We start from the raw sequence: 25797 nt of genomic DNA, 5'->3' as shown, positions 1-25797 counted from the left end.
GGCACGAAAGCGGTGCCTTACGCCACCGCTTCCTTGGCCTTTTCCGCGCGCTTGCGTTCGTTGGCATCGAGGTGCCGCTTGCGCAGACGGATCGACTTCGGCGTGATCTCGACCAACTCGTCGTCCTCGATATAGGCCAGCGCCTTTTCCAGCGTCATGCGGATCGGCGGGGTCAGGCGCACAGCCTCGTCCTTCGACGTCGTGCGGATGTTGGTGAGCTGCTTGCCTTTGAGCACGTTGATCTCGAGATCGTTGTCGCGGGTGTGCTCGCCGACGATCATGCCCTTGTAGACCTTCCAGCCCGGCTCGATCATCATCGGGCCGCGGTCTTCCAGCTTGAACATGGCATAGGCCACCGCCTCGCCCTGGTCGTTGGAGATCAGCACGCCGTTGCGGCGGCCCTGGATCGCGCCCTTGTAGGGCAGATAGTTGTGGAACAGGCGGTTCATGATCGCCGTGCCCTTGGTATCGGTCATCAGCTCGCCCTGGTAGCCGATCAGGCCGCGGGTCGGCGCGTAGAACACCAGCCGCAGGCGGTTGCCGCCCGACGGCCTCATCTCGACCAGCTCGGACTTGCGCTCGCTCATCTTCTGCACGACGACGCCGGAATGCTCCTCGTCGACGTCGATCACGACCTCCTCGATCGGCTCCAGGGCCTGGCCGGTGGCTTCGTCTTTCTGGAACACGACGCGCGGACGCGACACGGAGAGCTCAAAGCCCTCGCGGCGCATGGTCTCGATCAGGATCGCGAGCTGCAATTCGCCGCGGCCGGACACTTCCATCGCGTCCTTGTCCTGGGCTTCGACCACGCGCAGCGCGACGTTGCCCTCGGCCTCGCGCAGCAGGCGGTCACGGATCAGGCGGCTGGTGACCTTGTCGCCTTCGGTGCCGGCGAGCGGCGAGTTGTTGACGATGAACGACATCGACACGGTCGGCGGATCGATCGGCTGGGCCTGGATTGGGGTCTCGACCGTGGGATCGCAGAAGGTGTCGGCCACGGTGCCCTTGGGTAGGCCGGCGATGGCGACGATGTCGCCGGCTTCCGCGATCTCGACCGGCTGACGCTCGAGGCCGCGGAACGCCAGAATCTTGGAGATGCGGCCGGTTTCCACCAGCTTGCCGTCACGCGACAGCACCTTCACGGTCTGGTTCGGCTTCACGGTGCCGGACGCGATGCGTCCGGTGATGATGCGGCCGAGGTAGGGGTTGGCTTCGAGAATGGTGCCGAGCAGCCGGAACGGGCCTTCCTCGACCACCGGCGGCGCGACGTGCTTGATGACGAGGTCGAACAGCGGCTGCATGCCGACGTCGTGGGAGGCGTCGGGCGAGTCGGCCATCCAGCCGTTCTTGCCCGACCCGTAGAGGATCGGGAAATCGAGCTGCTCGTCGGTGGCATCGAGCGCCGCGAACAGGTCGAACACCTCATTGACGACTTCGGAGATGCGCGCGTCGGGGCGGTCGACCTTGTTAATGGCGACGATCGGCTTCAGGCCGAGCTTGAGCGCCTTGCCGACCACGAATTTGGTCTGCGGCATCGGGCCTTCAGCGGCGTCGACCAGCACGATCACCCCGTCGACCATCGACAGGATGCGCTCGACCTCGCCGCCGAAATCGGCGTGGCCGGGGGTGTCGACGATGTTGATCTGGGTGTCTTTCCATTGCACCGAGGTGCATTTGGCCAGAATGGTGATGCCGCGCTCGCGTTCCAGATCGTTGGAATCCATGGCGCGCTCAACCTGGCGCTGGTTGTCGCGATAGGTGCCGGATTGCTGTAGCAGCTTGTCGACCAGCGTCGTCTTGCCGTGGTCGACGTGGGCGATGATGGCGATGTTGCGAAGGTTCATGAGTGAGCTTCTTTGCGGTCGGACAATGGGTTAAGCGCGATCTCGCCGGTCAAGCCGGGACCTCTTCTCGGACAACGCTGAAACGTGGAAAACGGGGCCTATTACACCCAAAAAGGAAGCCCGGCCAGTTCGACCGGGCAACCTACGCGTTTGCGCCGCAATATAGGCAAAAACCGCCAAAAAACAATGCGTTCTTTCGGGGTTGGTTGACTGAATTTTGTCCGGGAATCCCCGGGGCTTAGCGGGAATTCCGCACCAAACCGGCCCTTTAGCGGGAAACGGCAGCCTCGATCAACCCTGAGCCGTGCTGCGGCTCGCTTCCTCGGTCGGATAGACCCCGCGCAGCACCTCCTCGAAGTGCATCTTCACGGCCTCGTTGCACAGGCAGGCGCGCAGGCGCAGGCCGTCGCGGTTGCGAACCAGGATCGATCCGCGCCGGGTGTCGAGCACGCCTTCCGCCTTGAACGACTGGAGCACGCGGCTGGCATAGCTGCGGCCGACGCCAAGCAGCGTCGCGAGCTGTTCGTGCGTCAGCGGCACGCTGCTCTCGTCGCCGGTCCGCTCCATCGCCGCCAAGATCCATTTGGCCGTGCGCTGCTCGATCGAGTGAATGGCATTGCAGGCGGTGGACTGGAAGATCTGCGCCAGCATGCAATCGGCGTAGCGGGCGAAGACGTGCCGCAGCGAGACCGAACGCTGCTTGGCCGCTTCCAATTTGGCGACATGAATGCGCGCAAATGGCCCACCGAATTTCACGCAGATCCGGGTGTAGGCCGGCAAATATCCTTCGCTGACGATGCCGCCCACCGCGCCCTCTCGGCCGACCAGGATGGTCTCGACATCGCGGCCGTCCTCGTTGGGAACGAGGAAGGTCGCAAGCGACGGTCCGCACGGAAAGTGGACGACCTGGACATCGTCGCCGGGATTGTAGAGCAGCTCATTCGCCGCCGCCTTGTCGAAAGTGATATGCGGCGCCAGCAGTGCGTAGTCCGCCTGGCTCAAGCGCCGCAACAGATTGTTGACCGGGCGGCTGTCGACCTCGTCCGACTTGCTGATACGCGTATCCATCGTGAACCCCGCCATACTCCTCTCCCATAGTAGCGAGTTCCGTCCGAACCTTGTGTGCACAAGTGGACAGACTAGAGAACGACGATGTGGTGGGTTTCGTTCCGGGAACCCTCCGATGCGCTGGGCGCAGGCATCGTGTCGCGGCTGTCCTGACCCAGAAAGCCTCATGCTCCAAAACGAGACCATGGCCCCCGCTTATTCCAATGGCTCCGATTGTCCTGCCGATGTTCTGATCGTCGAGGATGATCCCATCATTGCGATCGATTTTGAGGATCGTGTGCTCGGATTCGGCGTCAAGGGTGTGCGGACCGTCGGTTCGGTCACGCAAGCGCTTGATGCGATCAACAAGCGTAGGCCGGACTTTGCGTTGCTCGACGTCGAGTTGGTTCGGGAGAAGAGCTTTGCGATCGCCGAGCGGCTGATAGCCTTGAAGATTCCCTTCGTCTTCGTCACCGGCTACGGCGCTGAGGCAAGCATTCCGCCGGAATTCGCCAACCAGCCGCGACTACAGAAGCCATGTTCGAGCGACGCGCTTGAGGCGGCGCTCCAGCTACGCGGGCCCGACTAGCGATCAGGCCTGCTTCGGATCGAGCGTGGTCGACCACAATGCGACGTCGGCGCGGTCGCGCAAGGTCACCGTCATCTGGCCGGAAGCGCCATCGATCTTGACGTGACCGAAGAACTGCATGCCCGCGGAGGGCGGCAGGTTCTGGTCGTCCTTGCCCGGCGCCTTGACGAAACGCACCTCGGGCCCAAAGGTGTTGTCGAGTGCGTTCGGACCGAACGTGCCGGCATGCAGCGGGCCCGAGACAAATTCCCAGAACGGCTCAAACTCCTGGAATTGCGCCTTGTTCGGATCGTAATAATGCGCGGCGGCGTAGTGCACGTCCGCCGTCAGCCACACGGTGTTCGTGATCGGCGCCATCTTGATGAAGCGCAGGATGTCGGCGATCTCGAATTCGCGGCCGCGCACCGGGCCGTCGCCCTGTGCGAAGGCTTCCGAGCCGCCCTTCGGCGTGTCCGACACGATCAGGCTGAGCGGCATGTCGGAGGCGATCACCTTCCAGGTCGCGCGCGAATTCAAGAGGCCGCGCTTGAGCCAGGCCATCTGGTCGGGGCCGAGGAAGTAGCTGGCCGGGCCGTAGGCGGTTTCGAGATTGGCGCCGTTCGGGCCGCGATAGCTGCGTTCGTCGAGCATGAACACGTCGAGATGCGGGCCGTAGGAGATCTGGCGATAGATGCGGCCCGGCTCAACGATGCTCTCGCGCATCGGATACATCTCGTGGAAGGCACGGCCTGCGCGGGCCGCCAGCAGCGTGATGTCACGCTCCCTGTAGGTCGCCGGCAATTCCTTCGACAGCGACCAGTTGTTGGTCACCTCGTGGTCGTCCCACTGCACGAAGATCGGCACTTCGGCATTGAAGGCGCGGAGGTTGTCGTCGGTGAAATTGTATTTGTGCGCGGCGCGGTACTCGTCAAGCGTCTCCGCGACCTTGGCCTTCTCGGGGATCGTGACGTTCTTCCAGATCTTGCCGTCGGCGAGCTTCACCTCGGACGCGATAGGACCGTCGGCATAGATGGTGTCGCCGGAGTGCAGGAAGAAATCCGGACGGTGCTTGCGCATCGCGGAGAAGGTGAACATGCCGCCGTCGTCGGGGTTGATGCCCCAGCCTTGTCCTGCGACATCGCCGCCCCAGACGAAGCTGACGTCGCGGCGGTCGGCGGGCGCGGTGCGGAAGCGGCCGGTCACCGGCTCGCCCTCCACCGCGGTGTGCGAGAGATCGCGGAAGCGGACGCGGTAAAAGATGTCCTGTCCGCCCGGCAGATTTTCGATCAGCATCTTTGCGGTGAAGTCGCTCTCGGGCAGTGCCGCGATCGGCGGCAACGCGCGGGCGTCCTTGAACGACTCCGTCGTCGCCACTTCGACGAGCATCTGCGCAGGCCGGTCGGTGCGCGCCCAGACCACGCCGCCGTCCACCGTGACGTCGCCCGACTGCACGCCGTGGGTAACCGCCGGCCGGTCGGCCGCGCGCGAGAGACGGGGCATCGCGACCGCGCCGAGCGCGCCGGCGCTGGTGCTGAGGAAACGGCGGCGGGAGAATTTGATGTTCATGGGACGGTCCCGATCTCGCGTGAGACGGCCGCCCAGGCGGCCGCCACGGTGAAGTCAGACGCTATATTGAGACAATGTGACGCAGCGATTACGCGCGTAAGCGCTCAGTTCAATTGAGCGGCTACCCTTAGTGATCATCCTGAGGAGCCCGCCAACAGCGGGCGTCTCGAAGGATGGCCGCGGGCGAGAGCCGGGCCTTCATGGTTCGAGACGCGCGTTCCGCGCTCCTCACCATGAGGATATTGGAAGTGCCTACACGTTGCCGGCGGCCCTGAACTGCGCACCCGCGCGCTGCAGGTTCTGCGGCAGGCTGAACAGCACGGCCTTGCGATCGGCGACGGCCGCGTGGAACTGGTCGAGCGCGATGTTGAAGGCAGTGAGCGCGGCTTCCTCGATCGCGCCGTGATCGAAGCAGCGCAGTGTATTGCGCAGGATGTCGTCGGCCTCGGTCTGCATCTGGTCGAGGTCTTCGGTCGTCTCGCTCTTGCGTGCCGCCGCGATCATGTCGAGCAGACGTTCACGCTGATGGTTGTTGTTGTCGCGCTCGTCCTTCTTCAAATAGCCCGCAAACCAGGCGCCGATCGAGCCCATGGCCGAGAGCGCCATCAGCGTCCACCAGATGTAATCGCTGTATCTGTCGAGGAAGGTCTTTTCCTCGCCGTCGACGAAGGCGGCCGCGCCGGGATGCACCGGGATCACCGCGTCCTTGTCGGTGTCGGGTGTTTCGATCTTCGCCGCCAGCGGGAATTCCGTCACCAGTTGCTGGCGCACGGCAAAAAGCTGGCGCGTGAACGCGGCGATGTTGGTTTCGGATACGCCTTTGCGCGCCACGATGTGGTGCGAAAAACTGATCGTCTTGACCTCGTCATCGGGGCGAACGGGTGAGCCGCCATAGGTGCCGGCCGGAATCTCCGAGGCTTCGTAAACCGGATGGTTCTGCGCGATCGCATCCGCGGAATCGATCGCGAGGAAGACCGGCGTGCCGCCTTCCTTGGCAGTGGCGGCGATCGCGTCCGACGTGATCTTACTGTTGACAGGGCCGGCTGCGAGATAGGCATCGGCCTTCTGGGCCTTGATCGCCTCGGCGGCTTCATTGGCCGGGAACTGTATGACCTCGACCTTGGCAGGATCGACGCCGTATTGCTGGAGGATCACCTTGAGCAGATTGACGTTGGCCTGGGTGCGGCCGATCACGCCGACCTTATGGCCGGCGAGCTGCGCAATCTTGGTGATCTTCGCGCCCTTCTTCCTGCCCTTGCCGGGCACGGACCACAGCACCACGACGTTCTTGCGCAGGGTTGCGACCGCTTGCGCGTTTTTGGGCACGTCGACGTCGCCGCGCACGATGGCGAGGTCGACCTTGCTTTCGGCGAGCGCCTGGGCGCTGGCGGTGGCACCGTCGGTCTGGATCGGCCGCAGCCGCACCTGGCTCTGGTGCTGCGTGAAAGCCTGCGTCAGCGCCTGCACGACCTTGAGGTCGTCGCTGTTGGCGGGCCCGACCGCGATCTTCAGCGTCACCGGCCGCATCGCGAAATAATAGCCGCCCGCGAGCGCGCCAACGATCGCAAGCACCAGCGCGAGAGTGACGAGCGCCGTCTTCCGCGCCGCTGATCGCGGCGAAGGTGGGGTGGGCGCTTCGGCCAGGTCCAATCCCCCGGTCATCGATCTCCCGAACAGTCGCTTGAGGCTCAGTTTCATCTTGGCCGGCGATTTACGCCCGCAAGTGTAGCAAATTTCTTGTCCGGCGGGGTTACATCTCCGTCATGGTTAGCGGATGGAGCAAATCCCGTGTGAACCCGGGGCGTCAGCACGGTGTTAGGGTAAAGTTCCCCTGAAGGACGGAGGCGACGATGGCAGAACGGTTCTCGGCGGAGGCGCGCAGGCAGGCGCTGCACGGACTGCCGGGCTGGACCGAGGTCCCGGGACGCGACGCGATCGGGAAGACTTTTGTCTTCAAGGATTTCAACGAGGCGTTTGGCTTCATGGCCCGCGTCGCGCTGGTCGCCGAGAAGATGGACCACCACCCCGAATGGCGCAACGTCTACAAGACCGTGGAGGTGGTGCTGGCGACCCATGATTCCGGCGGCGTCACCAAGCTCGATATCGAGCTGGCCACGGCGATGAACGCCATCGCCAAGCTGACACCAGGCTGACGTCTTGCAGGCATCAGCCGCGTCCTTATCTTGTGATGAGCACGGGATGCGGCCAACCGCCGCCCTGACGCCACCCTTGGCTGAACGGGGAGTTTGTCGACCATGGCTGCCGAACACAGCGTCGGCTTCGAGCCGGCCGATCGGCTTGCGGAAGATCGTGAGAGCGTGCGTCGCCGCTTCTGGCGCAAGCTGAAGCGCGTCGCCGCACATCTGCCGTTCGCGGAGGATCTGCTCGCCGCCTATTACTGCGCCTTCGACCGGCAGACGCCGCGCCACGTGCAGGCGTCGTTGCTCGGGGCGATCGCCTATTTCATCCTGCCGTTCGACTTTATCCCCGACGTGATGCCGATCCTCGGCTTCACTGATGACGCCGCCGTGCTCGCCACCGCGATCCGCATGGTCGCCGGCCACATCACCAATGAGCATCGCGAAGCCGCCCGCACCGCGCTGAAGCGCGGGGTGAATGAGGTGGAGGCGTAAGCCGCGCAGTAGCTGTCGCCGCATCCTCCCCTGTCATTCCCCGCGAAGACGGGGAATCCAGTACGCCGCCGCTTATCGATTCAACAACACTCGTCACGGGGTACTGGATCGCCCGGTCAAGCCGGGCGACGACAGCTGAGTGTCTGGTAACGATGTCGCGACACTCTACGCGCCGACATCCTCACGGATGCAAGATCACCTTGCCCATGGCCTGACGTCCCGCGAGCACCTTCAGCGCATCCGCCGTCTGTGCCAAGGGGAAGGTGCGGTCGACATGCGAGGAGATTTTTCCTTCCGCGGTCCACTTCACGAGCTTCTCGAGATTGGCGCGGTTCTTGGCCGGGTTGAGGCGGGTCCAGGCGCCCCAGAACACGCCGCGGATGTCGCAGCCCTTCAGCAGCGCGAGGTTCAGCGGCATCTTCGGAATATCGCCGGCGGCAAAGCCGATCACCAGGAAGCGGCCTTCCCAGGCGATCGAGCGCAACGCCTGCTCCGCATAGGCGCCGCCCACGGGATCGAAGATGATGTCGACGCCCTTGCCGCCCGTGAGTTTTCGCAAGCCTTCCTTCAAATCTTCCTTGCCGTAATTGAGCGTGAGTTCTGCGCCGTGCGCCTTGGCGAATTCGAGCTTCTCGTCCGACGAGGCGCAGGCGATCACCTTCAGGCCCATCAGCTTGCCGAGCTCGCAGGCAGCTAAGCCCGTGCCGCCGGCGGCGCCGAGCACCGCGAGCGTCTCGCCCGGCTTCGGGCTGGCGCGATCTTCCAGCGCATGCAGCGCGGTGCCGTAGATGATGATGATGCCGGCCGCGCGGTCATAATCGAGATTGTCGGGAATCTTCACGATCGATGCCGCCGGCAGCGCGATCTTTTCGCGCGCGCCGTTGTGGCCGCAGGAGGCGACGACGCGATCGCCGACCTTCACATCAGTCACGCCGGGACCGATGCTCTCGATCACGCCCGCGACCTCGGCGGCGGGCGAGAACGGGAACGGTGGCTTGATCTGGTACTTGCCCTGGATCATCAGGATGTCGAAGAAGTTCAACGCCGCCGCCTTGATCGCGATCACGGCTTCGCCGGGACCCGCCACCGGATCCGGCACGTCGGCCAGAACGAGATCGTCGGGCTGGCAATATTGCGAGCAGAGGATGGCTTTCATGGCGGCACCTTGGCGTTTCGGGTGGAATTATAGTTTGATGCGGTTCTGCCGGATTTAGGCGCGGGCGACAATCCGGTTTCTTTGTTGATGGCCGCCGGCCTATCCTCACGTCGTTGCGAGCGCAGCGAAACAATCCAGCCTATTTCCGCAGGACGGACTCTGAATTGGTTCGCTGCGCTCGCAACGACGGAATGTGCGGAAAAATCGAGGATTCAAACCATGTTTGAAACAGGTCTGCTCAAGGACAAGCGCATCCTCGTCACCGGTGGTGGCTCGGGCCTCGGCGCCGCGATGGGGCGCCGCTTCCTCGCGCTCGGTGCGGAGCTCTTGATCTGCGGCCGCAAGCTCGATCGGCTGGAAGCGACAGCGAGCGAGATGCGCGAGCGGACCGGCGGCAAGGTCACGACGATCGCCTGCGATATTCGCGACGGTGCTTCCGTCGAGAGCATGATGGATCAGATCTGGCACGAAGCGCCGCTCGATATCCTCGTCAACAACGCCGCGGCGACCTTCATCGCGCAGAGTGAGCATCTCTCATTCCGCGCCGCGGATGCGATCCTCGCGCCGACGCTGCATGGCGCGATGTATTGCACGCTTGCCGCGGGCAAGCGCTGGATCGAGGGCAAGCATGACGGCGTCGTGCTCTCGATCCTCTCGACCTCGACCATTACCGGCCGCGCCTTCACCGTGCCGTCGGCGATGGCGAAGTCGGCGGTGCTGGCAATGATCAAGAGTCTTGCGGTCGAGTGGGGCCCGAAGGGCATCCGCACCGTCGCGATCGCGCCGGGGCCGTTCCCGACCGCCGGGGCATCGGGCCAGCTTCGCCCGGAAGGGCGCGACGAGGGATGGGGCGCGCGCAACCCAATGGGGCGCACCGGCGAGCACAGCGAGCTTGCCGACCTCGCCAGCTTCCTGGTCTCCGACCGTGCCGGCTACATCAACGGCGAGATGGTGGTGATCGATGGTGGCGCGCATTTGCGCAGCTCAGGCGCCGAGGATTTGTTGCGCTGGACCGACGCCCAATGGACCGAGCAGCGCGCCGCGCGATCCAATGGGTGACAAGCTAACTGCCTTCCCAAATTGGACTTTCCCGGATATCCCTGCTCGGGGACAAATCGCGGCCGGGCCATCTTCCAGTCACAATATTGAGGGAACCACTCCAGCATGTGGCGGGCGCTGTTTTTGGCTTTGATGACTGGTGTGGTAGCCGGCGGAATCACTGATTCCGCGCGGGCGCAGACCGCACAACCGTCGCCCAGGACTGGGCCAAAAGAGGCCGCACCCAAGGCCGCTGCGCCGGCAGCCAACACGACTGGAAAGACGGCCGCAAAGCCCGAGAGCAAACCGGCGGCAGCGCCCGCGGCGGTTGCGGGCGGCGCCGAGCCCACCCTGATCGGCCAGTTCGGGACCTGGGGTGCCTATTCGGCCGCGCCCAACGGCAAAAAGGTCTGCTTCGCGCTGGCAAAACCCTCGTCGTCGAAGACCAACCCGCCGAACCGTCCGCGTGACCCCGCCTATGCCTTCGTCTCCACCCGGCCGGCCGAAAAGGTGAACAACGAAGTCTCGGTCATGATCGGCTACGCGCTGAAGCCGGGCTCGGAATCCTCGGTCGAGGTCGGCGGCGCTGCATTCTCGATGTACACCCAGGGCGACGGCCTCTGGATCAAGAACGCGGCCGAGGAGGAGCGGATGGTTGAAGCCATGCGCAAATCGGCCGATCTCGTGGTCAAGGGCGTCTCGGCCAAGGGCACCGAAACGACCGATACGTTTTCGCTGAAGGGCCTTGCCCAGGCGCTCGACCGGATTTCGCAGGATTGCAGGCGTTAAGGCTGTGGTCGACAAGGTCGCAATCGGCGGCTCCGGTTGATATATAGGGGCTGTTCCCAGTTTTTCCGTCATTCCGGGATGGTCCGAAGGACCAGAGCCGGAATCTCGAGGTTCCGGGTTCGACGCTCTGCGTCGCCCCGGAACGACAACACAATCAGGTCCATTCGATGCAACCGACGACCGAGCCGCGCGACGCAATCCTGGTGGAGAAGACTCCGCTTGAAACCTATGTGCCGCCGGCGAAGCCATCGCTGATCGGCCTGTCGCGCACAGAGCTCGCCGATCGCCTTGGCGAGATCGGCGTGGCGCCGGCACAGCGCAAGATGCGCGTGCAGCAGCTCTGGCACTGGCTGTATTTCCGCGGCGCCCAGAGCTTCGACGATATGACCTCGGTCTCGAAGGGCATTCGCGCCGAGCTCGCGCAGCACTTCACCGTCGACCGGCCAGAAGTCGTGGCCGAGCAGATCTCCAGCGACGGCACCCGCAAATGGCTCCTGCGTCTGCCGAGCGGCGACAATGTCGAGCGTGCCCATGAAGTCGAGTGCGTCTACATTCCCGAAACCGATCGCGGCACGCTGTGCGTCTCCTCGCAGGTCGGGTGCACCTTGAACTGCTCGTTCTGCCATACCGGCACGCAGCGCCTGGTGCGCAACCTCACCGCCGGCGAGATCGTGGGCCAGGTTATGGTCGCGCGCGACCGCCTCAATGATTGGGCCGATCGCGAGGACGGCACGCGGCGTGTCACCAACATCGTGATGATGGGCATGGGCGAGCCGCTCTACAATTTCGACGCGGTGCGCGACGCGCTGCTGATCGTCGGCGACAATGAAGGCATTGGCATCTCCCGCCGCCGCATCACGCTGTCGACCTCGGGCGTGGTGCCGAACATCGTGCGCGCCGGCGAGGAGATCGGCGTCATGCTCGCGATTTCGTTGCATGCCGTGCGTGACGATCTGCGCAACGAGCTCGTGCCGCTCAACCGCAAATATCCGATCGCCGAATTGCTGCAGGCCTGCCGCGACTATCCCGGCGCCTCGAACGCGCGCCGCATCACCTTCGAATATGTGATGCTCAAGGGCGTCAACGATTCGCTCGACGATGCCAAGCTGCTGGTGAAAATGCTCAAGGGCGTTCACGCCAAGATCAATCTGATCCCGTTCAATCCCTGGCCGGGCACGGCCTATGAATGCTCGGACTGGGACCAGATCGAAAAGTTCTCCGAATACATCTTCAACGCCGGCTATTCCTCGCCGGTGCGCACGCCGCGCGGCCGCGACATCCTCGCCGCCTGCGGCCAGCTCAAATCGGAAACCGAAAAGCTCTCGGCTCGCGAACGCCAGGCGTTGCGGGCCATGGCGATGACGGATTGAGGATGCACGACCCTATTCTCGCATCCTCGTCATTGCGAGCGCAGCAAAGCAATCCAGAATCTTTACGCACGGACAGACTGGATTGCTTCGCTACGCTCGTACGTACTGACGGTTAGGGTGGGGTGATGTCCCTGATCGGCCGCCTCATCGTCATCTTCATCGGCTTCCTCGCCGCCTGTTTCGTCGGCGGGATGATCGTCGTCATCGCGCTGCTATTTCCGGAGTTCGCCGATCTCGGCGCCGGTCCCGTCGATCAGGGCACGATCGACATCCTGCTGGGCTTCGGCTTCATCTTCGTCTCGGGTTTCGCACTGGTTCCGGCGGCGGTGATCGTCGCAATCACCGAGGCGCTCTATATCCGCAGTGCGCTGGCTTATGCTGTCGGCGGCGGCGTCGTCGGGCTCGCCTGCTATCTCGGCCTCATTCCGTTTCATTCAGATACGCTGCAGTTCGAAGGCATCGTGCGGCGGCATCTGGAGATCCTGACCGGCGCGGGCATCGTTGCCGGTGTCGTGTACTGGCTGATCGCCGGCCGTAACGCCGGCGCCTGGCGCAACCCGCCGCCTCAGCGCAAGCCGCCCCCGCCGCTGCCCTCGAATTCAAGGCCGGATGCGCGGTAGTTTGTGCTGTCATTCCGGGGTTTTCATCCCCTCTCCACTCCGCTAAACCGCGCGCCATGAACCGGACTGGACTCTTCATCGCCCTGGCGCTGTGGCTCGTGATCGGCGTCGTTTTCGGCCTCTATCCCGAGCTCGATCTCAAGCTCGCATCGCTGTTCTTCGACCCCGAGACGAAGACCTTTCCGCTCAAGCTGAACAATTGGGCCGGCTTCGCGCGTGACGCTGCGATGTGGGTGGCCTGGGCATTCGTGCTGCCTCCGCTGATCGCGCTCGTGGTCAAGATGGTCCGGCCCGACCGCCCGCTGATGGTGTCGGGACGCGCGATCATCTTCCTGCTGGTCACGATCATCATGTCGGCCGGCATCCTCACCAACCTCACCTTCAAGACCTATTGGGGCCGGCCGCGGCCGGTGGTGGTGACGCAGTTTGCCGGCGACCAGCAGTTCGTGCCGTGGTGGGATCCGCGTGGCGACTGCGCGCGCAACTGCTCGTTCTTCTCCGGCGAGGGCGCGACCGCGTTCTGGACGCTGGCGCCCGCCGCGCTGGCGCCGCCGGCGTGGCGGCCGCTCGCCTATGCCGGTGCGGTGGTGTTCGGCGCCGTCACCAGCGGGCTGCGGATGGCGTTCGGCGGACATTTCTTTACCGACGTGTCGATCGCCGGCCTCGTCACCTTCGTCGTGATCTGGTTCGCTTACGCACTGATTTATCGCTGGCCGCGGACGCGGTTCTCGGACACCGCCGTCGATGCCGCCCTGACCAGGCTGAACATGCCCGCCTACCGGCTGCGCCAGCGCCTGTTCGGCCGCAAGACAGGCCTCGAGCCCTCGGTTTGAGCCATTAAATGCGTGCCGACCCCTGCGAAATTTGATATTCGCCCGGTCAAGTTCGCCCTCGCATCAGCCCCTTGAGACCCGATTGGAAGCGCCATGACCACGATCCTGAAAAGCCTGCCCAAGGGTGAGAAAGTCGGCATCGCTTTTTCGGGCGGTCTCGACACCAGCGCGGCGCTGCTCTGGATGAAGCAGAAGGGCGCCCGCTGCTACGCCTATACCGCCAATCTCGGTCAGCCGGATGAGGCCGACTACAACGAGATCCCGCGCAAGGCGATGGAGTTCGGCGCGGAGAAAGCGGTGCTCGTCGATTGCCGCACGCAACTGGTCCACGAAGGCATCGCGGCGATCCAGTCGGGCGCCTTCCACATCTCCACCGGCGGCATCACCTATTTCAACACCACGCCGCTCGGCCGCGCCGTCACCGGCACGATGCTGGTCGCGGCGATGAAGGAAGACGGCGTCAACATCTGGGGCGACGGTTCGACCTTCAAGGGCAACGACATCGAGCGCTTCTATCGCTACGGCCTGCTCACCAATCCGGGCCTGAAGATCTACAAGCCCTGGCTCGACCAGCAGTTCATCGACGAGCTCGGCGGCCGCGCCGAGATGTCGGCGTTCATGACGGCGCAGGGCTTCGCCTACAAGATGAGCGCCGAGAAGGCGTACTCGACCGACAGCAATCTGCTCGGCGCCACGCACGAGGCCAAGGACCTCGAGAGCCTCGACAGCGGCATCAAGATCGTCAACCCGATCATGGGCGTGCCGTTCTGGCGCGACGACTGCGCTGTGAAGGCCGAGAAGGTCGTCGTGCGCTTTGAAGAAGGCCAGCCGGTCGCGCTGAACGGCCAGAGCTTCGGCGATCCCGTGGCGCTGTTCCTCGAAGCCAACGCCATCGGTGGCCGCCACGGCCTCGGCATGAGCGACCAGATCGAGAACCGCATCATCGAAGCCAAGAGCCGCGGCATCTATGAAGCGCCCGGCATGGCGCTGCTGCACATCGCCTATGAGCGCCTCGTCACCGGCATTCACAACGAGGACACCATCGAGCAGTACCGCATCAGCGGCATGCGCCTGGGGCGTCTGCTCTATCAGGGCCGCTGGTTCGACTCGCAGGCTCTGATGCTGCGCGAGACCGCGCAGCGCTGGGTCGCGCGCGCCGTCACCGGCGAAGTGACGCTCGAGCTGCGCCGGGGCAACGACTATTCTATTCTGAACACGGAAAGTCCGAACCTCACCTATGCGCCGGAGCGGCTCAGCATGGAGAAGGTGGAGGACGCCGCGTTCACGCCCGCCGACCGCATCGGCCAGCTCACCATGCGCAACCTCGACATCAACGATACCCGCGCCAAGCTGAAGCTCTACACCGACACCGGTCTGTTGTCGGGTAGTGAAGGCTCGCAAATCTTCAAGCTCGAGAACGACAAGGGTTGATGATGCCTTCGCAGCCCGGCTGCGTAGGGTGGGTTAGCCCTGCGATTGCGCTAAGCGCAATCGCTCGGCGTAACCCACCTCTTTAGCTTCGCGGAGACAGAATTGGTGGGTTACGCCTACGGCTAACCAACCCTACAACAGCCAAACAAAAATGGCCGGGATTGCTCCCGGCCATTTTGCATTTGTGTATCGCCTCAGCGCGGCGGCGCGGTGCCGGGCGGGGGCGGCGGCAGCGAGGCCTGGCCGCCGTTGAGCAGTGGCGTGATGTTCCGGACGGTGACGCGCCGGTTGATCGCGCTCGGTCCTTGCGTCTGCTCCTTCAGGTACTGCTCGCCATAGCCCTGCGACGTCAGGTTTTCCGCGGGCACACCGAACTGCTGCGTCAGCAATTCGGCCGCTGACTGCGCACGGCGATCCGACAGCGACAGATTGTCGACGTCGTTGCCGACCGCGTCGGTGTGTCCCTCGATCAGGAACACCACGCGCGGGTTGGCCTGGATCGCACGGTTGAGGCCGTCGGCGATCGTCTGCAGCTTCGCCGCCTGGTCCGGCGGGATGGTCCACGATCCCGTCTCGAAGTTGATCGTGTTGAGATCGATGCTCGGCATCTGCATGCGAACATTCGGGCTGTAGCGGATCTCGTCGAGCGTGTAGCGGCGATCGATCCGTTGCACCGGCGGTGCCACCATCGTCTGGTAGATCACGTCAGGCGAGGCCTCCTGGGCATCGACGATGTAGCGATCGTAGGGAATGTTGACGACCGGAGGCGGTGCGTCGACATAGAAGCCGCCGACCGACTGCGGGTCACGATAGCTGTTGTCGATGATGACGAGCTCGCGCCCGCCTTGGTCTCTGCGGATTCGCCGCAGCAACCGTCCGTCCTGACCGACCACGGTGATGATTTCGCTGCCGTCGGGACGGATCACGACGGTGCGGGTATCACCGCCGATGGTCTCGGTGCGGATGTCGCGGGCGCCGTAGCGGAAGCGATAGAGATCGTTGCCGCGGACATAGGTCTGGCCGCCTGGATCGCGGATGATGATGCGATCCGGTTCGGTGTAGACGGTGCGGCCACCTTCGATGCTCTCGCGGCGCTGGTTGCGGTAGTCGGCGATGGTGGCGCCGATCACGGCGCCGCCCACGACGGCCGCACCGATTGCGAGCGGTGTCAGGTCACGCTGCTGCGGGCGCGGCGCAGGCGGCAGCGGTGCTGCGACCCGCGGCGCGGCGCGGAAGGCCGGGGCAACCGTCGGCTGGGCATTTTGCGGTCTGTCGGGCGGCGGCGTTGCGGCCGCCGAACCTGGGACGGTGCTCGGCGCCGCGACGCCGGCGGGGGGAGCCGGGGGCCGGGGCGGCATGCCCGCCTGCGGCGGCGCAGCCGGAGTTCCGGCAGCGGGCGCGCCCGCAGGAGGCGCTCCACCCTGGCGTCCGGGCGGAGTCGTTACAGCGCCGCCGGGTGCCGGTGTCGCTGTGGGAGCCGGGGTTGCGCCGGGTGCCGGCGTGGCCGCTGGAGCAGGCGTGGCGCCCGGAGTCGGCGACGCTGATCCTGCCGCGGGAGGCGTGCCGGGACGTCCGCCGGGAGCCGGCGTGGCCGTCGGAGCAGGCGTGGCGCCGGGAGCCGGCGACGGTGATCCTGCCGTGGGAGGCGCGCCGGGACGTCCGCCGGGCAATGGTGCACCCGGGTGACCAGTTGGCGGCGCGCCAGGCGTGCTGCCCGGAGCTGGCGTCGTGGCCGGTGCAGGCGTTGCGGTCGGTGCCGCAGGCGTAGCCGGACGCGCAGCGGGAGCCGCAGGTGCCGGAGCGGGCGTTGCCGTGGGGGCTGGCGCTGCCGTCGGCGCGGGCCGCGCCGCAGGACCCGCTGCAGGAGGTGGCGGTGGCGTCGGGTGAGTCGCAGGCGGCGGTGGCGTGGGTGCGTGCTGCTGCGGAGCCGCGGCGGGCGGCGGTGCCGGGGGCGTGGGAGCCGGGCGTGCCGCGGGCGGTGCAGGAGGCGGCGCATGCTGTTGCGGAGCTGCAGCCGGGGGCGGCGAAGGCGGCTTCGGGGCGGCAGGCGGCGGTGGGGGCGGCGGCGGCGCCGGACGGGCCGCAGGGGGAGGCGGAGGGGGAGGCGGTGCCGCTGGGCGCGGCGGTGCGGCAGCCGGCGGAGGCGCCGCGGGCGGATGGGGCGGTGCAGCTGCGGGGGGCGGTGCGGCCGGGCGCGCAGGCGCCGCAGGCGGCGCTGCCGCTGGCGGTCCCTTCGGCGGCTGCTTCGGTTTTCCGTCAGGGCCGGTCTCTTGTGGTTGCGCCTGCGCGACAACGAGCGGCGGCGCGCCTTGCGCATGCGATGCGGAGGTTGCCAGTTGCATCGCGGTCAGAGCCGTGGTGGCAAGCAGCACGAAACGAAGATTGGTCATGGTGGTGAACTTCCCCGGAAGGTTCTTTGACGAAGTGTTGGGATGAACGGCTACGCGTTGGGCCGGATTGTGGCGGACGAAGCGGCGGCGGCCCGATTTATTTCTGCACGCAAATCACCTCACGATGGTGTCGTTCATTGCGCATTCAGACGCAGGTTGCAATTGCCACGCATGTGATGCTTCGCCTCACATGCGATCCGGCGGCGGGGTCGCATCCGTCGCGGGATTCGGCGTGAGCGGTCCGTTCGGTCCGCGTGACGGAATCTCTTCAGGCGTGCGGCCCGGCAATTCGTCGGGCGGCGCTGGCGAGCCCGGCTCGCGCACCGGCGGCGCGATTTCAGGCTGCGGATTGCCCGGCGGAATTCCCGGCGGCGGCTCGGTGGGCGTGCCGGGTGTCGACGGCGGAATCTCGGGCGGTTCGATCGGCATCACATCGAAACCTTGCGGTTGTCGCCGAGATCGGGCCGCGTGTTTGTCACCGCCGCGGCCGCCATCTTCACATAGGAGATCACGGTGCCAGGCGAGTCCCAGAACTCTGCATCATCAGGCGTGACCTTGAGCACGCGGATGTTGGGATCTTCTGCGCTGTCCCACCACGCCTTGGCCGGCGTCGAGAACATCTCCCTGATCTTGGCACGGTCGTTGGAGACGATTGCGGTGCCCGTCAGGGACACGTATTTCTGGCTGCCGGCATCTGCGAACGACAGGTTGATGGACGGGTTGCGCGCGATCTCCTCGTCCTTGTGACGCCGTGCATCGGAGAGGAAGAAAATCGCATTCGCGTCACGATCCAGATAAGCGCTCATCGGCCGCGCGCGAAGCTTGTCGCCGTCACGCGTCACCAGCATCGCGAATCCGATCGTCTTCATCAGATCCCACACTCGGTCGACGTCGCGGGCATTGTCGTTGGCCATATCGTGCTCCTTCCAGCAAGGGACGATAACGGCGCGCGCGGAACGAGGTTCCGGCCGAAGAACGGAACTTATCTATGCCGGCGCGTGGCAAACCGCCTCGATGTTGTGTCCATCAGGATCGAGCACGAACGCGCCGTAATAATTCGGATGATAATGCGCCCGAATGCCCGGCGGCCCGTTGTCGCGCCCGCCCGCGGCAATCGCGGCCTTGTAGAACGCATCGACCATGGCGCGGTCCTTCGCCAGGATCGCGACATGCACCGGCTTGTTCAGCGCCCCCTCGCCGCCGATCCAGAAATCCGGCTTGCCGTCGGCGCCGAAGCCGGCGGCCGGATCGTGGCCGGTCTGCTCCTGCGTGACCTCCATGATCAGGCCGTAGCCGAGCGGCGCCAGTGCCTTGGCGTAGAACGCCTTGGCGCGCTCGTACTCGGAGACCGGAAAGCCCATATGGTCGATCATCGCAACCTCCGTCGTTGGTTGTCAGCGCGACAGGAACGTATTGCTCCGTGTCTTGCGCGCGATCGCAAAGCCGCGCGCGACCATGTCCGCAATACAATCCTGCTGCCATTCGTTTTGTGACAGATGCTCGATCACCACCGCGCGCGGCCATAGCGATTGCGGCGCGTCGCGGAAGAAGCCGATCAGCACGCGGTCCTCGAAACCTTCGACGTCGATCTTCAGGGAATCCACCTTGGTGGTCCCGGCCTCGTCGAGAATGCGCGTCAGCCGCAGCGACGGCACCTTGATGGCGTCGGCACTCGCCGCGCCGGTGACGACGTGCGTGGCGCCGAGATTGCCGCCGCCGCTCTCGATCATGAGCTCGCCGTCGCTTTCGCCGGCCGCGGCCTGCACCAGGCGCACCTGCGCCGTCTTCGATGCGGCGTGGTTGAAAGCGAGCCGTCCAAACGTCAGCGGATGCGGCTCGATTGCGACCACCTTGCCTGTGGTGCCGACCTGCTGCGCCATCACCAGCGCAAAGGTGCCGACATTGGCGCCGACGTCCACGAACACGCCACCCGCGGGCGTATGCTGACGCAGGAAATCGAGCTCGTCGAGATTGTAGTCGGGATTGAACAGCGCGCCGCGCTCGGTGGCGCTGCCCTGGTGATAGAGCCGGAACGAGGCGCCCTGATACTGCACGTCGACCGGGCCGCCGCGCAGCAGATTGACCAGCCGCGACATCCACGGGCGGAACGCGCCGCGCTTCAGCCCCGATTGTTGTGCGAGGCGAATGATCGCGGCCTGTGCCGCGTTGGGCGCAAGCGCGCCGAACGGCGCGGAGGAAGGGGCGTTATCGGTCGTCAAGCCAAAAGTCCTCGTTGCAAGCGGCGCATGCATAGCCGGTTTTGCCGGGGACTCCAATCTTCACGAGAGGGCTACCGGCTCACGCAGCCTTCTTCGGCGCCGCCTTGCGCTGGCGCAGGAAGCGGCCGAGCAGCTTGCGCTTGCCCTTGCGCGGGATCAGCTCGATGTCGCTGACGAGTTTTGCGCCGCCCTTGCGGCGCTCCAGCACGATCTTGCGGCTGTGGAAGGCCTCCAGTTCGACACGATGCGCGACGCTGACGATGGTGGCCTTCGGCAACTCGTCGGTGATCATCTTCATCATCTTGTCCTGGCTCTTCTCGTCGAGCGCCGAGGTCGCCTCATCCAGCACGACGATGTCGGGGCTGTGCAGCAGCAGCCGCGCGAAGGCGAGGCGCTGTTTTTCGCCGCCTGACAGCGTCTGGTCCCACGGCGCGTCCTCCTCGATCTTCTCCTTGAGATGGTCGAGGCCGACCTTGTGCAGGGCCTCGCCGATCTCCGCGACGGTCCAGTCGCCTTCAGCGCCGGGATAGGCGACCGCGCGTCGCAAGCTGCCGGAGGGCACGTAGGGTCGCTGCGGCAGCATGAACAGCCGCCGGTCAGGATGGAAATTGACGCTGCCGCCGCCCCATGGCCACAAGCCGGCGATGGCGCGCACCAGCGTGCTCTTGCCGGTGCCGGATTCACCGGCAACGAGCAGCCGTTCGCCGGGCTCGATCACCACTTCGGTTTCGCCGACCACGGCGGTGCCGTCGTCGAGCGTGACCGAGAGATCCTTCAGCTCCAGCATGGCGTCGTTGCTGGTCTCGCCGCGCTTGATGCGGCCGAGGCCGTCGCCCTGCTCGGCGCGCTCGAGGCCGTCGAGCGACATCATCAGCGAGGCGATGCGGCGCGCGCAGGCGTTCCAGTCGGCGAGCCGCGGATAATTATCGACCAGCCAGCCGAACGCGCTCTGCACGATGGTGAAGGCGGAGGCCGCCTGCATCACCTGTCCGAGCGTCATGCTGCCGTCGAGGAATTTTGGCGCGCAGAGCAGGAGAGGGACCACGGGAGCAACCAGGCTCGAGCCTTGCGACACCAGCGTGGTGCGCATGTGTTGTCCGGCCAATCGCGCCCATTGCCGGAGCACGTTGGTAAAATTGCGGTCGATGCCGTCGCGCTCCTCCTCCTCGCCGCCGAGCAGCGCGATGCTCTCGCCGTTCTCGCGCACGCGCGTCAGCGTGTAGCGGAAATCGGCCTCGGCCTGGTTCTTGTCTTCGGAGACCTGTACGAATTGGCGGCCGATCGTCAGGATCGAGCCGGAGGCGATGGCCGCGTAGAGGATCGCGGCGATCACGAGGAAGCCGGGGATGGTGAGGGTCGAGCCGCCGAGCGTGACCGTGAGCGCGCCGCCGATGGTCCAGAGCACGACGATGAAGGTCGCGGCCGACAGCAGCGCCGAGGTCACGCCGGCGAGGAAATCGACCGGCGAGTCGGTCGCGACGCGCAGATCCTCCGCGATCCGGTATTCCGGATTCTTGTGGTCGCCGCTGACGAGGTTGAGCTGGTAATAGCGGCCATTGCCGAGCCAGCGCGTCAATACGCTGCTTGTGAGCCATGCCCGCCAGCGCCGCTGGATGCCCATGCGCGCAAACACCTGCGCCACGCCGAGCACGATGCTGCCGATCGCAAGCGGGAAGAACACCGCAGAGAGATGGAAGACGGTCGTCGCATCGCGTTTCTCGATCGCGTCGAAGATCGCCCGATTCCAGACATTGATGCCGTATTGGAAGGCGACGGTGAGGACGATCAGCACGCCGAGGCCGATCGAGAACGGCCAGGCCAGACGATCGCCGTTGCGGCCCCAGAAGCCCCGCGCACTGATCCAGAAGCGCGTCAGCAGATAGTCCTTGCGAGCCTGCTCAGCCTCCTCGGGCGACAGCTCCGGGTCGGGCTCGACCAGCTCGGGCGGCGGCGGCGCCACGTCGTCGCCGCTCTCGCCGACGATTTCGACAATGGGAGGCTTCTTGCCCTGTTTAACCTGTTCGCGCTTTCCGACCGGCTTTTGCATGACGGATAACGCAAGGGAAATCAAACGGTTCCCGAAGGTTCCCAAGGCCGATCATTCGGCGGCGCCGGCGCGCTTCCGGCGCCGCGCGACCCGGTGCAGGACGCGCGACAGCTGGTCGATCGCGTAGGGCTTCTGCACGAGTTCGAAATCGAAATTGCCGTCCTGGGACAGCGCCTCGCTGTAGCCGGTGGTCAGCACGACCGGCACGCCCAGCCCGCGATCGCGGACCGCCTGCGCCAGATCGAGCCCGGTCATATCAGGCATCACGATGTCCGAGAAAACGACGTCGAAGCGGTCGGCGTCCATGACCAGTTCGGCAAGCGCATCGGTGGCATTGTCGACCAGCGTGATGCTGTAGCCGAGCTCGGTGAGGCCGTCGGCGGCGAAATTGGCAAGCTCGATATTGTCCTCGACCAGCAGCACCGACATGCCGCTGCCGGCCACCGCCGGTGCCGTGTTCGGCGCCTGCCGCTGCGGCAGCAGGTCCGGCGGCACGCGCGGCAGATAGAGCGAGAAGGTGCTGCCGTGTCCCACCTCGCTCGTGACCGTCACCTCGCCGCCGGACTGCCGGGCGAAGCCGAACACCTGCGACAGGCCGAGACCGGTGCCGTGGCCGACCTGCTTGGTGGTGAAGAACGGTTCGAAGATGCGCTCCAGTCGCGTGGCGGGAATGCCAATTCCGGTGTCGCTGACGGCAATGCCGACGAAGCCATGATGACCTGGAAGATTCTGGTTGCCTGTAAGGTCATGGCTGCCCGAGACGGGGCCCTGCGTGTTCGCAATGGTCGTCGCGGCCTCGACCTTGAGAACGATCCTGCCCTTGCCGTGCATGGCATCGCGCGCATTGGTCGCCATGTTGATCAACGCCGTCTCGAACTGGCTGGCATCGGCATTGACGAGGCAGGGCTCAGCCGGCAGCCGCATCTCGATTTCGATCGCGGGTCCGAGCAGCGTCGCGAGCATGTCGTGCAGCGACTGCATCCGCGCGCCGACGTCGAACACCTCCGGCTTCAAGGTCTGGCGCCGCGCAAAGGCGAGCAGCTGCGATGTCAGCTTGGCCGCGCGCCCGACTGCGTCCGCGATGGCGGTGATGTAGCGCTGGCGCCGCTCCTCGCTCAGTTGCGGGCGGTTCAACAGGTCGACGGAGGCGCGGATCACGGTCAGAAGGTTGTTGAAGTCGTGCGCGACGCCACCGGTGAGCTGCCCGAGCGCCTCCAGGCGCTGGCTGTGCTTGAGTGCCTCCTCGGCTTCGCGCCGCGCTGCGGCCTCGGCCTGGAGATGCTGGGTGCGCCGGATCGCCAGCGCCAGCAGCAAAAAGAGCAGCGCGGTGGCGGGAATGCCGAACACCAGATGCTGGCCCATGGTGGCGAACCAGCGCGCGCGGATGGCCGAGGTCTCGAGCCCCGCACTGACATAGATCGGGTATTCGGCGATGCGACGGTAGCCGATACGGCGCTCGATCCCGTCCGACGGCCACGCGACGGTGATGAGGCCGTGCTCGGGGTGAGCGGCGATGTTCTGGCCGACCGGCCCGTTCGGGTCGAGCCGAAGGTCGCGGTCGAGCCGCGGAAGATGCGCCAGCACCACGCCGTCAGTGCGTCCCATCGCGAAGAAGCTGCCGGGATCGGAGCCGATCCTGGCGTAAAAACTCTCGAAATATTCCGGCAGGACGGAGGCCTGGATCACGCCGATGAAACCGCCCTCGTCGGTGTCACGGCGGCGGCTGACCCCGAAGAAGCGCGCTCCCTGATAGGGCGCGCGCGGCGTCAGCGACGCCCCGATGAACGTGCCGATGCTCTGGTCGACATGGGCATAGAAATAGTCGCGGTCCGCAAAACTCTGCTCCGGTGGCGGCGAGGCGAGGCTGTTGACTAGCGACTTTCCGTCCGCATCGAAGATCCAGGCCGATTTGAGCTGCGGCAGCGAATCGGCCAGCCGCTTCAGGCGCTGGTGCAGCGCCGGCTCGCGGGCGCGGATGACGTCGTCGGGCATGCCGCGCACCACCTCGTTGATCTCGGCGAGGCTGCGGTCGATCGTCTCGAACACCTTGAGCGCATGCTCATGGGCGACATCGAGGCTGCGCTCGATCTCGCGGTCGGCGATGTCCTTGGTCGAGGTGTGGGAGATCGAGGAGGCGATCGCGAACAGCGCGATCGGAAGCGCCAGGGATGCAGCCATCATCCACTGCAACAGTCTCAGCGAGTTGCGTTGCGCGCCCTGCACGGTCGCTCCGGTCCCCCACCGGAGAGCTTACTTGAATTTCGCGCCGGGAAGGAAGCGGCTTGTAGCGGGAACCGGAGGTTGCAAGCCGCCGATTCGCGCGTGGCGCGGGCCGGGAGAAAAATTTCCTCAAAGCCGCGCTGGCTGGAGAATGCCCAGCCCTTTCAGGCCGGGGACCGCGGCGTGAATGGGGCCCTAGATCTGGCGCTCGACCAACTTGAGCTTGAGCTCGGCGATGGCTTCCGCCGGGTTGAGGCCCTTCGGGCAGGCCTTGGCGCAGTTCATGATGGTGTGGCAGCGGTAGAGCCGGAACGGATCCTCGAGATAATCGAGCCGCTCGCCGGTCGCCTCATCCCGGGAATCAGACACCCAGCGGTTCGCTTGAAGCAGCGCGGCGGGGCCGAGATAGCGCTCGCTGTTCCACCAATAGCTCGGGCACGAGGTCGAGCAGCAGGCGCACAGGATGCACTCGTAGAGGCCGTCGAGCTTCTCGCGGTCCTCGTGGCTTTGCTTCCATTCCTTCTGCGGCGTCGGCGAGGTCGTCTTCAGCCACGGCTCGACGGACGCATACTGCGCGTAGAAATTGGTGAGGTCGGGGACGAGGTCCTTCACGACGGGCTGGTGCGGCAGCGGATTGATCTTCACCGCGCCGTCCTTCACGTCGTGCATCGAGCGGGTGCAGGCCAGCGTGTTCTGACCGTCGATGTTCATGGCGCAGGAGCCGCAGACGCCTTCGCGGCAGGAGCGGCGGAAGGTCAGCGACGGGTCGATGTGGTTCTTGATCCAGATCAGGCCGTCCAGCACCATCGGACCGCAATCATGGGTGTCGACGTAATAGGTGTCGACGCTCGGAGTCTTGCCGTCGTCCGGGTTCCAGCGATAGACGCGAAACTCGCGAGTTTCAGTCGCGCCCGCGGGCTTCGGCCAGGTCTTGCCGCCTGATATCTTGGAGTTCTTCGGAAGTGCGAATTCAACCATTCGATTAGAGCCTTCGCTGTTCGCTCAGTACACGCGCGCTTTGGGCGGGATGTACTGCACGTCGTTGGTCATGGTGTAATCGTGAACCGGGCGGTACTCGATCTTGACCTTGCCGGAGTCTTCCAGCCAGGCCAGCGTGTGCTTCATCCAGTTCTTGTCGTCGCGGTCGGAGAAGTCCTCGCGCGCATGCGCGCCGCGGCTCTCGGTGCGGTTGGCGGCCGAATTCATCGTCACCACCGCCTGCGAGATCAGATTGTCGAACTCGAGCGTCTCGATCAGGTCGGAATTCCATACCAGCGAGCGGTCGGACACGGCGATGTCGGTGATGCCGCTGTGGACCTTCTCGATCAGATTCTGGCCTTCGCTCAGAATGTCGCCGGTACGGAACACCGCGCAATTGTTCTGCATCACGTGCTGCATGCCTTCGCGCAGCTTCGCGGTCGGCGTGCCGCCGGATGCGTAGCGGTAATGGTCGAGACGGCCGAGTGCGAGATCGGACGAGCTCGCCGGCAGCTCCGGCTGGCTGGCGTTGGGCGTGAGCTTCTCGGCGAGACGGAGCGCTGCGGCGCGGCCGAACACGACGAGGTCGATCAGCGAGTTGGAGCCGAGGCGGTTGGCGCCGTGCACGGAGACGCAGGCGGCTTCGCCGATCGCCATCAGGCCGGGGATGATGGCATTGTCGTCGCCGTCCTTCTTGGTCAGCACTTCGCCGTGATAGTTGGTGGGGATGCCGCCCATGTTGTAGTGCACGGTCGGGACGATCGGGATCGGCTCGCGCGTCACGTCGACATTGGCGAAGATCTTCGCGGATTCGGAGATGCCCGGCAGGCGCTCGGCGAGCACCGCGGGATCGAGATGGTCGAGATGAAGGAAAATGTGGTCCTTCTTCTTGCCGACGCCGCGGCCTTCGCGGATCTCGATGGTCATCGCGCGCGAGACGACGTCGCGCGAGGCCAGGTCCTTCGCGGAAGGTGCGTAGCGCTCCATGAAGCGTTCGCCCTCGGAGTTGACGAGATAGCCGCCTTCGCCGCGCGCACCTTCGGTGACG

At 65.3% G+C, this 25797-nt stretch carries 23 protein-coding genes; 9 read left to right on the top strand and 14 right to left on the bottom strand.

The window, feature by feature from the left end:
- Nucleotides 1–17: 17 nt before the first annotated feature.
- Together typA and IVB31_RS29300 are read right to left on the bottom strand one after the other, a co-directional pair.
- On the bottom strand, nucleotides 18–1844 hold the full coding sequence (gene typA, locus IVB31_RS29305) for a translational GTPase TypA (RefSeq protein WP_247331082.1): 1827 nt from the start codon (nucleotides 1842–1844) through the stop codon (nucleotides 18–20).
- Nucleotides 1845–2135: 291 nt separating this feature from the next.
- The gene (locus IVB31_RS29300) at nucleotides 2136–2912 is read right to left on the bottom strand and encodes a Crp/Fnr family transcriptional regulator (RefSeq protein WP_247332296.1); all 777 of its coding nucleotides are present in this window, start codon (nucleotides 2910–2912) and stop codon (nucleotides 2136–2138) included.
- Nucleotides 2913–3078: 166 nt separating this feature from the next.
- Here IVB31_RS29300 and IVB31_RS29295 point away from each other — a divergent pair, with 166 nt between their 5' ends.
- Entirely contained in the window at nucleotides 3079–3480 is a 402-nt protein-coding gene (locus IVB31_RS29295; RefSeq protein WP_247332293.1) for a response regulator, read from the top strand.
- A 3-nt stretch (nucleotides 3481–3483) separates the two neighbouring features.
- On the opposite strand, the gene IVB31_RS29290 is transcribed toward IVB31_RS29295, so the two are convergent.
- The gene (locus IVB31_RS29290) at nucleotides 3484–5025 is read right to left on the bottom strand and encodes an alkaline phosphatase D family protein (protein ID WP_247331080.1); all 1542 of its coding nucleotides are present in this window, start codon (nucleotides 5023–5025) and stop codon (nucleotides 3484–3486) included.
- 252 nt (nucleotides 5026–5277) lie between these two features.
- Nucleotides 5278–6723 carry a TAXI family TRAP transporter solute-binding subunit gene (locus IVB31_RS29285; protein WP_247331077.1) on the bottom strand — a complete coding sequence of 482 codons (1446 nt, stop codon included), beginning with the start codon at nucleotides 6721–6723 and terminating at the stop codon, nucleotides 5278–5280.
- Nucleotides 6724–6875: 152 nt separating this feature from the next.
- On the opposite strand from IVB31_RS29285, the gene IVB31_RS29280 reads away from it, so the two are divergent.
- On the top strand, nucleotides 6876–7178 hold the full coding sequence (locus IVB31_RS29280) for a 4a-hydroxytetrahydrobiopterin dehydratase (RefSeq protein ID WP_247331075.1): 303 nt from the start codon (nucleotides 6876–6878) through the stop codon (nucleotides 7176–7178).
- Between the two features lie 102 nt (nucleotides 7179–7280).
- Complete coding sequence (locus IVB31_RS29275) at nucleotides 7281–7658, top strand: YkvA family protein (protein ID WP_247331073.1); 378 nt, start codon at nucleotides 7281–7283, stop codon at nucleotides 7656–7658.
- A gap of 181 nt (nucleotides 7659–7839) precedes the next feature.
- On the opposite strand, the gene IVB31_RS29270 is transcribed toward IVB31_RS29275, so the two are convergent.
- Complete coding sequence (locus tag IVB31_RS29270) at nucleotides 7840–8814, bottom strand: NADPH:quinone oxidoreductase family protein (RefSeq protein WP_247331071.1); 975 nt, start codon at nucleotides 8812–8814, stop codon at nucleotides 7840–7842.
- Nucleotides 8815–9033: 219 nt separating this feature from the next.
- Between IVB31_RS29270 and IVB31_RS29265 the strand changes: the two genes are divergently transcribed.
- The 6 genes from IVB31_RS29265 (at nucleotide 9034) to argG (ending at nucleotide 14895) form a co-directional block, all read left to right on the top strand.
- Entirely contained in the window at nucleotides 9034–9873 is an 840-nt protein-coding gene (locus tag IVB31_RS29265) for an SDR family oxidoreductase (RefSeq protein ID WP_247331069.1), read from the top strand.
- A 105-nt stretch (nucleotides 9874–9978) separates the two neighbouring features.
- A complete protein-coding gene (locus IVB31_RS29260; RefSeq protein ID WP_247331066.1) occupies nucleotides 9979–10641 on the top strand; it encodes an invasion associated locus B family protein in 663 nt (220 codons plus the stop codon).
- A gap of 167 nt (nucleotides 10642–10808) precedes the next feature.
- The gene (rlmN, locus tag IVB31_RS29255; RefSeq protein WP_247331064.1) at nucleotides 10809–12011 is read left to right on the top strand and encodes a 23S rRNA (adenine(2503)-C(2))-methyltransferase RlmN; all 1203 of its coding nucleotides are present in this window, start codon (nucleotides 10809–10811) and stop codon (nucleotides 12009–12011) included.
- Between the two features lie 125 nt (nucleotides 12012–12136).
- Nucleotides 12137–12631: a hypothetical protein gene (locus IVB31_RS29250; RefSeq protein ID WP_247331062.1), complete on the top strand. Its 495-nt coding sequence runs from the start codon at nucleotides 12137–12139 to the stop codon at nucleotides 12629–12631.
- Between the two features lie 56 nt (nucleotides 12632–12687).
- On the top strand, nucleotides 12688–13464 hold the full coding sequence (locus IVB31_RS29245) for a phosphatase PAP2 family protein (RefSeq protein ID WP_247331060.1): 777 nt from the start codon (nucleotides 12688–12690) through the stop codon (nucleotides 13462–13464).
- A gap of 93 nt (nucleotides 13465–13557) precedes the next feature.
- On the top strand, nucleotides 13558–14895 hold the full coding sequence (gene argG, locus IVB31_RS29240) for an argininosuccinate synthase (RefSeq protein ID WP_247331057.1): 1338 nt from the start codon (nucleotides 13558–13560) through the stop codon (nucleotides 14893–14895).
- Between the two features lie 194 nt (nucleotides 14896–15089).
- Here the strand turns inward: argG and IVB31_RS29235 are convergent, their stop codons facing one another.
- From IVB31_RS29235 to IVB31_RS29195, 9 genes are all read right to left on the bottom strand, one after another.
- Nucleotides 15090–17285 carry an OmpA family protein gene (locus IVB31_RS29235; protein WP_247331055.1) on the bottom strand — a complete coding sequence of 732 codons (2196 nt, stop codon included), beginning with the start codon at nucleotides 17283–17285 and terminating at the stop codon, nucleotides 15090–15092.
- A 186-nt stretch (nucleotides 17286–17471) separates the two neighbouring features.
- Nucleotides 17472–17714: a hypothetical protein gene (locus tag IVB31_RS29230; RefSeq protein WP_247331053.1), complete on the bottom strand. Its 243-nt coding sequence runs from the start codon at nucleotides 17712–17714 to the stop codon at nucleotides 17472–17474.
- On the bottom strand, nucleotides 17714–18199 hold the full coding sequence (locus IVB31_RS29225) for a pyridoxamine 5'-phosphate oxidase family protein (RefSeq protein ID WP_247331051.1): 486 nt from the start codon (nucleotides 18197–18199) through the stop codon (nucleotides 17714–17716). The genes IVB31_RS29230 and IVB31_RS29225 overlap by 1 nt, the downstream gene beginning before the upstream one ends.
- 72 nt (nucleotides 18200–18271) lie before the next feature.
- Nucleotides 18272–18658: a VOC family protein gene (locus IVB31_RS29220; protein WP_247331049.1), complete on the bottom strand. Its 387-nt coding sequence runs from the start codon at nucleotides 18656–18658 to the stop codon at nucleotides 18272–18274.
- A gap of 21 nt (nucleotides 18659–18679) precedes the next feature.
- A complete protein-coding gene (locus IVB31_RS29215) occupies nucleotides 18680–19504 on the bottom strand; it encodes an FkbM family methyltransferase (protein WP_247331046.1) in 825 nt (274 codons plus the stop codon).
- A gap of 79 nt (nucleotides 19505–19583) precedes the next feature.
- Nucleotides 19584–21551, bottom strand: coding sequence for an ABC transporter ATP-binding protein/permease (locus IVB31_RS29210; RefSeq protein WP_247331044.1), 1968 nt, complete (start codon nucleotides 21549–21551; stop codon nucleotides 19584–19586).
- Between the two features lie 51 nt (nucleotides 21552–21602).
- Nucleotides 21603–23774: a hybrid sensor histidine kinase/response regulator gene (locus tag IVB31_RS29205; RefSeq protein ID WP_247331042.1), complete on the bottom strand. Its 2172-nt coding sequence runs from the start codon at nucleotides 23772–23774 to the stop codon at nucleotides 21603–21605.
- Between the two features lie 192 nt (nucleotides 23775–23966).
- Entirely contained in the window at nucleotides 23967–24749 is a 783-nt protein-coding gene (locus IVB31_RS29200) for a succinate dehydrogenase iron-sulfur subunit (protein ID WP_247331040.1), read from the bottom strand.
- A 24-nt stretch (nucleotides 24750–24773) separates the two neighbouring features.
- Nucleotides 24774–25797: FAD-binding protein (locus IVB31_RS29195; RefSeq protein ID WP_247331037.1), on the bottom strand; the 1024-nt coding region annotated here is incomplete at its 5' end.

It is taken from the genome of Bradyrhizobium sp. 21 (genome assembly GCF_023073335.1).
GTDB lineage: Bacteria > Pseudomonadota > Alphaproteobacteria > Rhizobiales > Xanthobacteraceae > Bradyrhizobium.
The sequence above is the reverse complement of the archived record's forward strand: the minus strand, read 5'-3'. Positions and strand labels throughout refer to the sequence as shown.